This window comes from Chryseobacterium sp. YR221, from assembly GCF_900176315.1.
GTDB lineage: Bacteria > Bacteroidota > Bacteroidia > Flavobacteriales > Weeksellaceae > Chryseobacterium > Chryseobacterium rhizosphaerae.
Genome location: NZ_FWXM01000001.1, coordinates 958,744 through 973,032, shown reverse-complemented (window position 1 = coordinate 973,032; position 14,289 = coordinate 958,744). Strand labels below are relative to the sequence as shown.

The window sequence follows — 14,289 nt, the reverse complement described above, 5'->3', positions numbered from 1 at the left end:
TGCGAATAGTTTAGGATACAGATAACATCAATTGTTAAGAATTTTTTTTATGTCAATTAAGTTAAGTCGAGTATTTGATTATTTGTCAAGATGTGTGATGTGTGTTTGTATATCACTTTACTTGGAAATAATAAAAGGTAGAATAATTTTCATGTTATTTGTATTTTCACTCTTGTTTTTGGTCAAAAATTAAGGGGTGTGGCAGATTTTTTGTTAAGCGAAAAGATGCATTCTTAGTTTATTTGTAGTAGACTGAGGTTGAAAAATGGGAAATAATTCGTTAATAATTATATTGTTTATTAAATTAATACCTAGTATTCCTTTAGTATGATAAATTATGTATATTTATATGGAGGAATTATTAATAATCGAAAGATATAATAATATGTTAATTGGATTCTGTTTTGGTATTATTTCTTATGATGCGTAGGTAGGTATAGGAAAATGAATAATATGATTACAGATGAATGGGTGAAAAAAATTGAAAAAATACTTTTTCAATTAGCGTTAATAAGTTAAATGATCAGAAGTAAAATTAGTTATTAAAAAAATCATGAAAAATATTAAAATCTATACCCTCTGTATAGGTTTATTGCTTGTCTTGGTTTCATGCGGAAAGAATATAAGTGAAAGAGAGAAGGAATCCTTTGATACCGATTTAGTGTTTGCAAATCATACTTACATGTCAACCTGGGGATACGAATCTGCTATGCGTCTGAACATAGAGTATTTGAAAAAAGCAGAAAAGATGAATTATCCGGAAGGTAAGGGTATTTGCTATCATAATATTGCATGTATTAATGTGACCATTGGGGATTATGAAAAAGCCAATTTTTTTTTCAATAAGGCGAGGGAATATATTGACATTTCTAAAAATCCACTTCATAAAGCTTTATTTTATCATAATTATAGCCGGTATTACAAATTTCTTAATTTAACCGATAAGGCAATAGGATATAGCAATACTGCATTTTATTATATGAATAAAGCAAAAAAATCAAAACTTAAAGATAGAATTCTTCCCAGGATGTATTTGAATAGAGGAACTTATTTTATGGAAAAAGGCTGGTTGGGTACATCACTGAAAATTTTCCTTAAAGCCAATGAACTTGAAAATTCAAAGTTAACCAATAGTATGTTGGCAAAATATTATTTGTCTGTCCATCAGCCGGATATTGCGGAAACATATCTTGTAAAGGCTAATGAAAAAATGTTGAGTGATAAAACAGATGATGTGGAGTCCTTTTATGTATACTCCACAATGGGCGAGTATTATAATACGTTGAATCGTAATGAAGATGCTGAAAAAGCTTTTAAAAAAGCCCTTTTCATTTTAGAAACACAAGGCGTTTACTCTGTATTCAAAGGACGTTGCTATAAGTCTTTGGCAGAACTATATAAAAAGATGCATGATAAAGACAGAGCTTATTATTATCTGAAAAAATATACCGAGGAAGAAGGAAAATCTGGTTCTGCTCAATTGACAACACTGAATAAAATGATGGATGATTTTATGACAGAAACGAAAAAGGAGTCGGACTGGAATAGAAGTAAGTTGCCTTTAGCTATTGCTTTAGCCATTGGTGCGATCACAACTTCAGGAGTCTATGTTCGAAAGATTATTAATACACTGAGACTGAAAAAGAGAAACTTAAAAAAGGAAACCGATGATTTAAAAAAACATATGCATACCAAGCAGTTTCAGGAAGTTCGAGAGCTGGTAAAAAGGAATGATTCTTCTTTTCTGTTAAAATTCAAAGAACTATATCCGGATTTTGCAGGTGCCCTTTTAAAGATTAATCCCGATCTCGAAAATTCCGAACTGGCTTTCTGTGCTATGCTGAAACTCCGTCTTTCATCCAAAGAGATTGCTGATTATACTTTTGTGCAGCATAAGTCGGTTCAGCAAAAAAAATACCGGATCAGAAAGAGGCTGAATATTCCGGCAGAAGAAGATACTTATGATTTTTTTGACCATTTACAATAAAAAAGGATGATAATCAATATGTTGTCATATGAATTTGAAAAGAGGTTGGTAGACCTTTTAAAACAAGTAAAGAAGACTAGCACCTATATCTTTTGTATAGCTTTGTTACTGGTCTTGGTTTCATGTGGACATAAGAATATAAGTGAAAAAGAGAAAGAAACCTTTGATAACAATTTACTGAGTAAGAATGATTTTTTGTTGTCATCAGGTGAATATGAAGCTCTTATCCGCCTGAACATAGACTATTTGAAAAAAGCAGGAAAATTGGGTTATGGAGAAGGGAAAGGACTTTGTTATCTCAATATAGCAAGGGTGAATGTTTCTGCCGGAAATTATGAAAGGGCTTTGGTTTTTTTTGAAAAAGCAGAAAAAGCTTTATATAAATCCGGAAATGCATATCATAAAGCGTTGTTTTATGATAGTTATAGTAAATATTATTCTCATTTTAAACTGTATGATAAGGCGATAGAATACAATGACAAGGCACTTCATGATGTAAAGGATGTCAAAAAGTCAGAATTCAATGATAAACTTCTTCCAAGGCTATTGGTGAACAGAGGAGCTTATTTTGCATGGAAAGGGTGGTCGGGAACTTCTTTGAAATGTTTGTTAAAAGCAAATGAATTAGAAAATTCAGCATATACCAACTGTATGGTGGCGCAATATTATTTATTTACGCACCAGCTGGAACCGGCAGGAATATACATTCACAGAGCAGAAGAAAAAATACTGACCGAGAAAATAAATAATGTAGAATCTCTTTGGGTATATTATACGATGGGCTACTATTATAATGAGATCAACAATTATAAAGAGGCAGAAAAAAATCTTAAAAAAGCACTGGGAATTAATGTAAAAATAAGACATACATATTCTTCACATATGGTAGAAGTATATCAATCTTTAGCCGAAATGTATAAAAAAATGCATGAAGAGGACAAAGCCTATTATTATCTGAAAAAATATACGGAAGAACGGGGAAAATCCAGTTCTGCCCAATTAATCGCAATAAATCATACGTTGGATGAATTTATATCGGAAACAAAGAGAGAATCGGACTGGAAGAGAAATAAGCTGCCCCTGGCTATTGCATTAGCTATTGCTGTAGTTACTGTTTCGGGAGTCTATGTTCGGAAGGTTATCAATACCCTGAGACTGAAAAAAAGAAGTTTAAAAATGGAAACTGAAGATTTGAAAAGACACGTAAATACCAAGATGTTTCAGGAAGTTATGGAACTGGTGAAAAGAAATGATTCTTCTTTTTTGTTGAAATTCAAAGAACTATATCCTGATTTTGCAGGTGCCCTTTTAAAGATTAATCCTGGTCTCGAAAATTCTGAACTGGCTTTCTGTGCTATGCTGAAACTCCGTCTTTCATCCAAAGAGATTGCTGATTATACTTTTGTGCAGCATAAGTCGGTTCAGCAAAAAAAATACCGGATCAGAAAGAGGCTGGATATTCCGGCAGAAGAAGATATTTATGATTTTTTTGATGGTTTATAATAAAAAATAATAATGATAAGTATAGTATTGTCAAATGAATTTTAGGAAAAGGTTTTATTCAATGTGAAACAAGTGAAGTATAAAGAGTAGAGAATATTATTACCTGTTAAAAAAACAGTTTTTTTACTCATAAATTATATTGGAAAATATTAAAAAATATGATGATCCGTTTTTTTCTTTTTATTGTGTTGATTGTTTTGGTTTCGTGTAATCAGCGTTCCCGTAAACAGGATGAAGAAAACTTTGATATTTCTTTAGGGGAAAAAAATGAGCAGTTCAGCCTATCCGGGGAATATGATTCTCTTGTCAGTCTTAATACAAAATATTACAGACAAGCTAATCAAATGGGCTATGAAGAAGGGAAGGCTTTGACCTATGTCAATCTAGCTAAATTAAATATTTCTCTTGGAAATTTTCAAAAATCGGAAGTGCTTTTTGGTAAAGCAAAAAATGTTCTGGAAAATTCTCAAAATAACCTTCATAAAGCAATATTCTATACTGCGTATGGACGGTTTAATTTTGAACTTAGCAAAACGGATAAGGCTTTTGAGAATTATAATAAAGCATTGAATAATATTTATAAAAGTGAAAATTCTAAATTAAAAGATAAGCTGCTTTTCGATATTTATATTAGACTGGGTGTTTATTTTTCCTTGAAGAAAGAATACCAGAAAGGATTGAAATTTTTTCAAAAGGCTCAAAAGATTGATAATACAGGATACGCAGAATGTGCTATAGGAGATTATGTTTATTACAGGTATCAGGATTCTGCCTACAAATATATAGCAACAGCCTATCATAAGACCAATATTTCCGGAAAAAAAGATGGGATAGCGCTTTATACCAATACGATGATGGGAGAATGGTACTTTGTAGACGGACAATATGATAAAGCAGAGGAAATGCTTTTACAGGCCCTTGAAATTGATAAAAAGACACGGCGTGTATACGCTCATTATACCAAATATATTTACAACGATCTCAGAATGGTATATGAAAAAAAAGGAGACAAAGAAAAAGCTTATTTTTATTTAAATGCTTATACCAATGCAATAGATAAAACCAATATTGCAATATTTACAACCATTAACAAGGATATGGAATCTTTTATTGATGAAACCAAAAAAGATACTAAAAGGCATGATAAAAATGTGCAATGGGTAATCCTATTATCGCTTGTGGGGTTTTCTGTTCTGGGAATATATGCCTGGAGGATTATAGACATACTGAGGAAGAAAAAAGAAGCACTTAAAGTCGAAACAGAAAAATTAAAAGCCAAAGCGGATGATAATAAACAGGACGAAATTCTGGAACTGGCAAGGAAAAATGATCCTGAATTTTTTAACAGGTTTAAAGAAAGCTATCCTGAGTTTATCAATAAGCTTCTCATTATCAATCCTAGTCTTGAAGCTTCCGAGCTTACATTTTGTGCTATGTTAAAATTACATTTTACCTCAAAAGAAATTGCCAGTTATACACTCATCCAACACCGGACTGTTCAGCAGAAAAAATACAGAATCAGAAAAAGACTTAATATCCCTACAGAGACAGATATTTATCATTTTTTTGATAATCTGGTATAAATCCGATATAAAAAACTGCCTGATGATTCCATCAGGCAGTTATTCGAAATGTTTTTTTTCACCATTTAGCTTTTTGGTGATTTGCTTTTTCAAATTTGAATATTTTTCATGAAATTCAAAAATAATCACCTACTACATACGTACTACATTATTATTTTTGTTTAATTTTTTTTATCATTTATCTGTTTTTATTGAAATTCTATGCATCATTGATTTTTTTAATTGATTATTAAAATGTGTACTTTCTAAGTGCTCAATGATAACATCTTTATCTCTTTTTCTCATTAATTTTTAGCATTCTGTAATCTTTTTTTCATCAGAGGAATAATCAATTTAATTGTATGTCATTGATTTGTAGTGTGTTGTATACTATGTTGTATCTATGTAGTAGATCTATTTAATGCTATTTACTATTTAAAAATATAAATTGACATTGTTTTTTGTTACTTAATTAAAGACCAAATGAAGATAGTTTTCGCCAAAATTATTCTTTACTCACATTAAGAATTATACTTGAAAAATATTAAAAAACATTATGAAAAAAAAATTATTATTGGTTAGTACATTAGTAGCTGGAAGTATAGCTACCTATGGACAGAGATGGGAACCTGCTTCTCAAAAATCATCTCAAATAGATAAAAACATTGAAGTTCAGTACTCGTACCAGCTAAACTTACAATCTCTGAGAAACCTTCTAAAAGATGCTGCAGAAACAGGAAGAAATGCAAAACCTGTTATTATTTCTTTACCAACTGCAGAAGGAAGAATCGAAAAATTTGCGGTCTATAGCAATCCGGTGATGGATAGATCTCTGGTAGACAGATATCAGCTAGGTTCTTATGTAGGAGTTGGAGTGGATGATCCTTCTAAATATTTGAGATTCAGTACGTCTCCAGGTGATATGCAGTCTATGATTATCAAAGACGGGATATTCCAGTTTATAGAGCCGATAAGTGCTGATAAACAAACTTATGGAGTTTTCTACAAAACAAAAGAGAGAGGAGAACATGGCTTTAAATGCGAAACGGGAGAACATCATCTTAATGACATTAATAAGTTAGTAGAGAATGGTAAAAAAATGCTTTCGGGAGTAGGAATTGCCAGCAGACCAACTAACACAAAATACAGAGATTTCAGAATGGCATTGTCCGCTACAGGAGAATACAGCCAATATCAACTAACAGCAGCAGGAACTCCCAGCAATGCTCCCGATGATATAAAAAAAGGAATTGTTCTGGCCGCTATGAATAATACAATGACACGAATAAATGGTGTTTTCGAACGTGATTTTGGAGCTCATTTTACGGTTCAGAATCTCCCACAAATCATCTATCTTGATGCTGCTACAGATCCTTATACAAATGATTTAAATACTCAATTACAGCAAACACTTACTTCTGAGGTAGGAAATGCCAATTATGATATTGGGCACGTTTTTCATCAAAATGCAGAAAGAAGTGGAAATGCCGGAGGAATTGGGATTGTCTGTACAGATCCGGATCCCGCTGATAATACGGATATTAAAAAAGGATCAGCTTTTACCAGAGGACCTGTACCTGTAGGTGAAATTTTTGACTTTACCGCTGCCCATGAAATGGGACATCAACTGGGAGCTAACCATACGTTTTCCAACACATCTGTCACAGATGCTAATGAGGGAGCTAATGTAGAGCCTGGAGGAGGAACAACTATTATGGGATATGCAGGCATTACATATGATAATGTTCAGGCTAATTCGGATGGATATTTTCATTATAAATCAATTGATCAGGTGTTAACTAATTTAGAAAATAAACTTAATTGTGGAGTCTCTCAAAATATCAATAATAATACGGCTCCGGTGATCAATCCATTGGCAGCTTATAGTATTCCTAAAGGTACCGCTTATTATCTTGAAGCTTCAGCTACCGATGCTGAAAATGATCCTATAAATTATACATGGGAGCAGAATGACAGTACAGATGAATTTTCCACCATTTCAGGAGACAGCGGTTGGGGATATAATTCAAAAGGAGCCCTCACAAGATCGCTTCCCGGATCACCGAATGGAAGAAGATATTTTCCTAAACTAGAGACAGTAATGAATGGAGGATTAACTAACAAGCAAGAATGGGAAACTGTATCTTATATTCCTCGTGTTTTGAATTATGCAGTAACTGTAAGAGATCAAAATCCACAACGTCCAATGGTTTCCAGCTCAACAACCTCAGTAACGGTAGGAAATGATGGACCTTTCAAATTCAATGGACTTACAACATCTTCAGTACTGTATAATGATGCAGTAAACACAATATATTGGGATGTTGCGAATACAAATACAGCTCCTTATAATGTAGCAGCTGTAAAAATAGATTACACCACTGATAACGGAATTACATGGGCAGATCTTGTGACTGCAACTCCCAATACAGGAAATTATAATGTGCAAATGCCGGGTAGCCTAAGTGGTACCGTTAAACTAAGAATATCGGCTGTAGGTAGTATATTTTATGCAATTTCTCCTGTTATTACTGTAGGAGGTGCCCCTACATCTTCTACATTAGCTCCTACAGGTATCTCTACTTTGGATACTGAGGTTTTCAAAACAACAGCAAGAGTTTCATGGAACAGTATTCCTGGAGCTACTTATTCAATTAATTACAGAAAAGAAGGAACTGTAAATTGGTCTAATGTTGTAAGTGCTGCAAATTCAGTAGTGTTGAATAACTTAGAAGACGAAACGAATTATGAAGTACAGGTGGCTGCTGTAGTCAATTCATCTCTTGGGGTTTTTTCTAATAACTATTCATTTAAAACAAAAGGATTAAAGACAGGTGTTGATTACTGTATATTAAGTTCTGGATCACCTTATTTAGGAGCAATTTTGAAAGTAGTTGTTGCTAATATTAATTATACTGATGTTACGGCAAGATCATATAAAGATTTAAGTGAAGATCCTACTAAGATTATTAATTTGACACAGGGTAGCACCTATACTATTGCACCTAGAATAGGAAACTTATTACAAAGCATGCCTGTAAATATGTCTGCCTGGATTGATTACAATAGAAATGGAGTTTTCGAAGTGTCAGAAAGAATCGCTCAAGTATCCGGAACAGCACCTAAAGGTGATATTGGGATGGGGACTATTAATTTTACAGTTCCATCAGCTACGTATTCAGGAGATAAGTTGACAAGAATGAGGATTGTATGTAAGTATGCCACCAGCTCTTTGGATGATTTGTGCGGTGAAATACCAAGTCAGGCAGGAGGTATTATGGATCTTCCTGTGAGAATTACTGATAATACACTTGCTGTGAGAGAAGTAAAAGATATAAAATCATCAGAGGTATCTATTTACCCTAATCCTGCGGATACATTTGTAGAAGTGAAGAACCTTAGAAGTAAAGCGGATTACAAAATCTACAGTGCAGATGGAAGACTTGTTCAGGAGGGAAAAATTGAAGGAAAAATCAATGTGGCTTCTCTGGTAAAAGGAATGTATGTAATGACGATAAAAGATGACAAAAACACTTATAATAATAAGTTGATCAAGAAATAAGATGAATAAATCTCCACATTAAGATTTTTGAAAATGGAGAGAAAAAAGATGTATTAACTAAAAGGCTGTCTCTTATTGGAGGCAGCCTTTTGTTTACTATGAAGTTATATGACCATTAAAAAATTTCAGCATACTAACTAACGCTTTTTCAGAATGCATCCGTTCTCCGTTTTCAAGGGATTCCTGGGTGGCAATGCCGGCTCTTTTGCGCATTTTGATTTCATAGGCAGAAATAGCTTCCTGTAAAGTGGAATATGTATGGTTTGTCAGACATTCACTAAGTTCCAGAGAGTCCAGCATAGCCATATTGGCACCTTCACCTGCAAATGGCGGCATCACATGAGCGGCATCACCCAGCAGAGTTAAGTTGGGCTTTGTTTCCCAACTTTGGTTCAAAGGCATAGAGTAGATCGGGCGGGGGATAAAAGGAGTCTGAGCATTTTCAAATAATTCATCCCAGATGCTGTTCCATTCAGAATATTCTGTTTTAAACCATTTCAAAACCTGCATCTTATCCGAAAAGTCCAGGCCACTCTGTACACTCCAGTTTTCATCTGCTTTAAAGCTGGCATAAAACCCAAGATCACCGTTGCCTTTCTGACCCAGCAGTATATTCTTGGAATTTCCAAAAGCCATTATTTTGCCCCCTTTAATCAGTGCATCAATATGCGGGGCCGCTTCCTTTGAAACATTACCCTCAAGCATGATGATTCCGGAATAGATAGGTTTCATTTCTGTGAGGTAAGGACGTATTTTAGAATGAGCACCATCTGCTGCAATCACAAGATCGGCATACGCGGAAGTTCCATTTTTGAAATGAAGGATCCAGCCTTCCTGCCGGGCCTCCATTGATAAAAAATGACTGTCCCAAACTACGGTTTCAGGATGTAATGACTCCAGCAGCATATTTCTCAGCGGACCACGGTCTATTTCCGGACGGAAATGTTCAGCTCCAAAATCTTCCTCAGGTTTTAGTTCGTGATCGCTGAAAAATATTTCAGCCTGTTCATTCATAATAAGGGTCTTATCTGCACCGGGACGGAATGTCTTTTTGAATTCTTCCAACAGGTCAGCTTTACGTAAAGCTGCCAGTCCGGAATTTTCATGCATATCAAGAGGAGAACCCTGTACCCGTGCATTTTTATTAGGATCTCTTTCATATACTTTTACATTCGCGTTTTTCAATTGTAAAAGTCTTGCCAGGGTAAGTCCTGCAGGACCACCACCGACGATGGCTATTGATGTATTGTCTATCAGCATTGTTAATTTAAATTTTACAAGGCAAATTTATTTTCCTTTCAACACTGATAATAGTACAAATCGGTCATTTTTATTTTTAGACAATTCTTTAGGAGCAACTCCGGAGAATTTTTTAACCTCTTTGATAAAGTGATTTTGGTCGGTATAATTGAGTTCAGGGAAGAGCTTTCCCTGTGCAATATGTTCCAATGATGTTCTGAAACGTAAAATAGTAGAATAAGCTTTTAAGGATAGCCCTAATTGTTTTGTAAAATAACGGTTGATCTGACGGCTGCTCCAGCCTATTTTTTCTGAAAGATCCTTTACACTCATTTCACCTTTTGATTCATATATAAGTTTAAAAAGTTGATGTTTTCTTTCATCTGTTTTTTCAGGAATCGATTCTCTTATTTTTTGCGTTGCTTTTTTACAGCAAAGCTCAAAATCCTGTAAATCATCCGCTTGATAACCCCAGAAATCATTGGAAAGTACTTCCCCCTTATTTAATAAACCGGCAATAGAGGTCTTTAAAATATATTCTACGGCGATAGGCTTAAAACTGACGACAAAAGCTGTCGTTTTTGAAGGGATTTCTCTTTGTTCCGGATAGGTTTCCAACCCCAGAAGTGTAACACAAAAAGGTTCAGATGGCGATTGCATAAAGAATAAGTCCACCCGTCCGTCAGGAATGATAACCACTTCCTTAGCTGCTCCAGAAAGGTTTTGAAACGTCCCCAGATTTTCTACAAAATCTGCAATCGTCTGATCCGGTTCAATGAAATTATAATGGAAGTCATTATCCATGATTGATCTTAATAAGCTTTCAGTACATGAAGATACAAAAAATGGACAACCGTAAGCCATTTGTTGAATTTTTATAATGTACAGATATCGAAAAATAGAAGGTGGTATTCAATGTTAGATATAATCCTTGCACCTTACAACAGAAAGCTTTTACGATCTTAGCGTCTTAGCGTTTCCCAACCCTAATTCCCCAATTTTTCAAACAAAAACCCGGACTAAAAAAAGATAGCCCGGATAATAACAAGATTAAAAAAATTAGAATGAATAGTCTACGACAATGAAAAATAGATGCGGTATTCAATTTTATCGGAGATAAAATCTTTGCGCCTTACAACAGAAAGCTTTTACGATCTTAGCGCCTTAGCGTTTCCCAACCCTAATTCCCCAATTTTTCAAACAAAAACCCGGACTATCAAAAGATAGCCCAGATAATAACAAGATTAAAAAACTTAGAATGACTATCCTGCAACACTGGTTAATATCATGAAAAATAGATGTGGTATTCAATTTTATCGGAGATAAAATCTTTGCACCTTACAACAGAAAGCTTTTACGATCTTAGCGCCTTAGCGTTTCCCAGCCCTAATTCTCCAATTTTTCAAACAAAAACCCGGACTATCAAAAGATAGCCCGGATAATAACAAGATTAAAAAAATTAGAATGAATAGCCTACAGAAACGGTGACATTTCTGGGAGCTCCCGGAAAGGCTCTCGTGTAATCAAAGCCTCCAAGGAAATAGTATCTGTCGAATACATTATTCACATTTACAGCCATTTTCATTTTTCCGATATGATAATATACGGCAGCATTAACTGTTGTATAAGAAGGCCATTGTCCCCAGAGGGCATTTCCTTCACCATCTTTTCCAATGCTGTTATCCATACGTCTGCTATCGACATAATAAACACCTGCACCAAAGCCTAACCCCTTAATGGTAGAGGCAGAAAATACATACTTCAGCCATATGCTTGCCATATTTTCAGGAGCTCCCGGAAGGGCCTGTCCAATTTCAGAAGCAATGGAAGAAGACTTTACCTCCGTTTTATTGTAGGTATAATTCGCCATTACTTGAAACTCTTTGGTGAGCTGTCCTCGGATATCTAACTCTACACCTTTAGACACCGCTTCTCCGGATTGTCTGTATACCGGAAAACCTGTTGTACTTATTTCTCCCGTAGCAATCAACATATTTCGGCGTTCAATCTGAAACAGAGACAGGTCCATTTGCAATTGGTTTCTGAAAAACCCGGTTTTTAGTCCTGTTTCAAGTTGAAAGCTATGTTCAGCTGTAAAGGGTTGCGCTGCACCATAATCCTGATAGTTTTGAATGAAATTGGCTCCTACAGGGGCAAACCCCTGTGAATAGCTTGCAAAATAATTAACCTGACCGTTGATTTGATAGGTTAATCCAATACGGGGCAGCCAGGCATTCTGTGTCGCATGATAACGGTCAGCAGAGCTTACGGTTTCAGAATAATAATGTTCATGACGTAATCCTATAATAAGCTTGAGTTTTTCTGCAAAAGAGATCTGATCCTGGACATATATTCCTGTTGTTTTATAAGGGCTCAAAAAAGGATAATTTCCCTGTGCCAGCCATACATAATTGCTCAGATCATGAGTCGTATACGTTGGGTTGTTAAGATCAAATGTCAAAGGGACGGTTTTTCCATCTATTTTTTGCTGTCTTGCTTCCCGCTGCTGATTATTGCTGTCTCCTTCATATTGGGCATAATCTACTCCGGCAATGATATGGTGCTGTACTTTACTGCCCGGAAGATCCCATTTTACATAAACTACGGAATTATCGGTATAATCTTTTCCATGACGGTCAAAGAAGCGCATGTTCATAATGGTGTTTTGGGGAGCATCAGCATAGCTGTTTAACGTGCGATGTTCATTAACGTCTTCCTGGTATATTGACTTCATATAGCTGGCATTCAGGGACAGATTATGCGTAAGACGCTGGCTGAGCCTGGCACTGAATGACAGGGTCTTGGTATTGTAAAAATCAGATGGCTGACTTAAAGTAAAAGAGCGGGGCAGGGCATAGAAGTTATTATTTCTCAGGCCCATTCCACGGTCAAGATATCCATGAAACTGGTCGTATACCAGATCAATATCTAGCTGTGTTCCGTCGAAAGGTTTAAAAGTAAAGGACGGGGCAATCATGAAGTTTTTCTGCTGATTGACATTGCGGAAAGTTTTAGAATCCTCATATCCGGCATTGAAGCGATACAGGATTTTCTTTTCCTGATCTAAAGGTCCTCCTATATCCATATTGGTACGGAATGTCTGGAAACTGCCCACCGAAAAATTGACAGAGCCCTTTTGCTGTTCCAAAGGCTTTTTCGTGACCATGTTGATCGTTCCACCGGGAGTGATATCCCCAAATAAGGAGGCTCCGGGGCCTTTTAAAACAGAAACACTTTCCAGGTTAATCGTTAAAGGCGAACGGTAATAGCTGTTTCCGTAGCTGTATCCTGAACGTAAGCCGTTTACAAGGCGGATTCCTGTTTCATAACCGCTTTTAAAACCTCTAATAATGAGATCATCATAGGAAGAAGCTGTAGTGACTCCTGCCAGGTCCTGTACCACATCACGGGTGGTGTATGCCTGTTTGTCTTCCATAAACTCACTGCTTACGATAGAGACCGATTGGGGAAGATCTTTTAAATTCCCTGAAAACTTACCGCCAAGTTCAAGATTATTCGTAAGATAGGAATTGTTTCTTCGGGCTGTGATCAAAACCTCCTGAAGGGTGGTCTGATTTTCTGTCAGACGGATGATGATGCCATTTTTATCATCGTAAGAAAGGGAATCTAACGTAATAGCAGACCCGGAATATCCTTTAGCCTCAATCATTAGCTGGGCAGGATACTGAAAAGGGTTTTCAAATTTAAATCCTCCGTCTTTACCGGTTGTGGTGGCCGTTCCCTGATTGATTGAAACGATAGCATTATTAATTATTTTACCATCCTGATTCAGCACTTTTCCAAAAATAGGATGGGCTTCCTGTGCAGATAGGGCAAAAGGGAGTAAGAGCATTATACCATTGATGCATAATACTTTTCTTGTTGTATTCATGTATATTTCTCTGTATTACTTATTTTTCTGCAGCAGTCAATAATTCCATATGCAGGGTGGGATAGGTCCCTTCATAGCAGGATTTAAGAAGTTTAAAATCCTGTTTCAGCCAATATTCATAGGCTCCCTGAAGGAAGGGGTGGGTGTGCAGGTATAAACGTTTTATATTTTTCAGCTGTGCTGTTTTTATCAGTTCCTGAAACAGCCGGGAGGCAATGCTGGCTCTCCGGTATTCTGGATTGACAAATAATCTTGCCACTTCCACTGTAGTCTTTTCATCAATATGTAAATGAGGAAAACGGTAGTCATACGGCATCATTCCAATAACGCCAATTAATTTCCCGGCTGCTGTTCTGGCTTGTAAAAAAGCACCGGTGGGAGAGTGAAGATAGTTCTGTTCAAAATTAACCAGATCCTTGGGAACGATCAGCGGATCAAGTAAAGGATAGAGTTGACGCCTGAATTCCATAACATAAGGCAGTACTTCAAATACATGGTAATCTTCTACCACGGAAATTGTTATTTCTTCATGATTTTTCATATT

The 14,289-nt window shown here is 35.7% G+C and carries 8 protein-coding genes; 4 read left to right on the top strand and 4 right to left on the bottom strand.

The genetic code is table 11. The features are described 5' to 3' along the window. The first annotated feature begins 553 nt into the window (after positions 1 to 553). The 4 genes from B8967_RS04465 to B8967_RS04450 all read left to right on the top strand — a co-directional run bounded on the left by B8967_RS04465 (position 554) and on the right by B8967_RS04450 (position 8,614). Positions 554 to 1,987 (top strand): tetratricopeptide repeat protein, encoded by a 1,434-nt coding sequence (locus tag B8967_RS04465; RefSeq protein WP_084084706.1) that lies wholly within the window; start codon positions 554 to 556, stop codon positions 1,985 to 1,987. A gap of 18 nt (positions 1,988 to 2,005) precedes the next feature. Beyond that, positions 2,006 to 3,490, top strand: coding sequence for a tetratricopeptide repeat protein (locus B8967_RS04460; protein ID WP_143330463.1), 1,485 nt, complete (start codon positions 2,006 to 2,008; stop codon positions 3,488 to 3,490). A 158-nt stretch (positions 3,491 to 3,648) separates the two neighbouring features. Then, positions 3,649 to 5,073: a tetratricopeptide repeat protein gene (locus B8967_RS04455; protein ID WP_084084702.1), complete on the top strand. Its 1,425-nt coding sequence runs from the start codon at positions 3,649 to 3,651 to the stop codon at positions 5,071 to 5,073. Between the two features lie 535 nt (positions 5,074 to 5,608). After that, entirely contained in the window at positions 5,609 to 8,614 is a 3,006-nt protein-coding gene (locus B8967_RS04450; RefSeq protein ID WP_084084700.1) for a reprolysin-like metallopeptidase, read from the top strand. Between the two features lie 96 nt (positions 8,615 to 8,710). Here the strand turns inward: B8967_RS04450 and B8967_RS04445 are convergent, their stop codons facing one another. From B8967_RS04445 to B8967_RS04430, 4 genes are all read right to left on the bottom strand, one after another. Continuing rightward, complete coding sequence (locus B8967_RS04445) at positions 8,711 to 9,874, bottom strand: FAD-dependent oxidoreductase (protein ID WP_084084698.1); 1,164 nt, start codon at positions 9,872 to 9,874, stop codon at positions 8,711 to 8,713. 27 nt (positions 9,875 to 9,901) lie between these two features. Beyond that, positions 9,902 to 10,717: a helix-turn-helix domain-containing protein gene (locus B8967_RS04440; protein ID WP_228406023.1), complete on the bottom strand. Its 816-nt coding sequence runs from the start codon at positions 10,715 to 10,717 to the stop codon at positions 9,902 to 9,904. A gap of 595 nt (positions 10,718 to 11,312) precedes the next feature. Then, complete coding sequence (locus B8967_RS04435) at positions 11,313 to 13,745, bottom strand: TonB-dependent siderophore receptor (protein WP_084084694.1); 2,433 nt, start codon at positions 13,743 to 13,745, stop codon at positions 11,313 to 11,315. Positions 13,746 to 13,764: 19 nt separating this feature from the next. Continuing rightward, complete coding sequence (locus B8967_RS04430) at positions 13,765 to 14,286, bottom strand: GNAT family N-acetyltransferase (RefSeq protein ID WP_084084692.1); 522 nt, start codon at positions 14,284 to 14,286, stop codon at positions 13,765 to 13,767. Between the last annotated feature and the right edge of the window lie 3 nt (positions 14,287 to 14,289).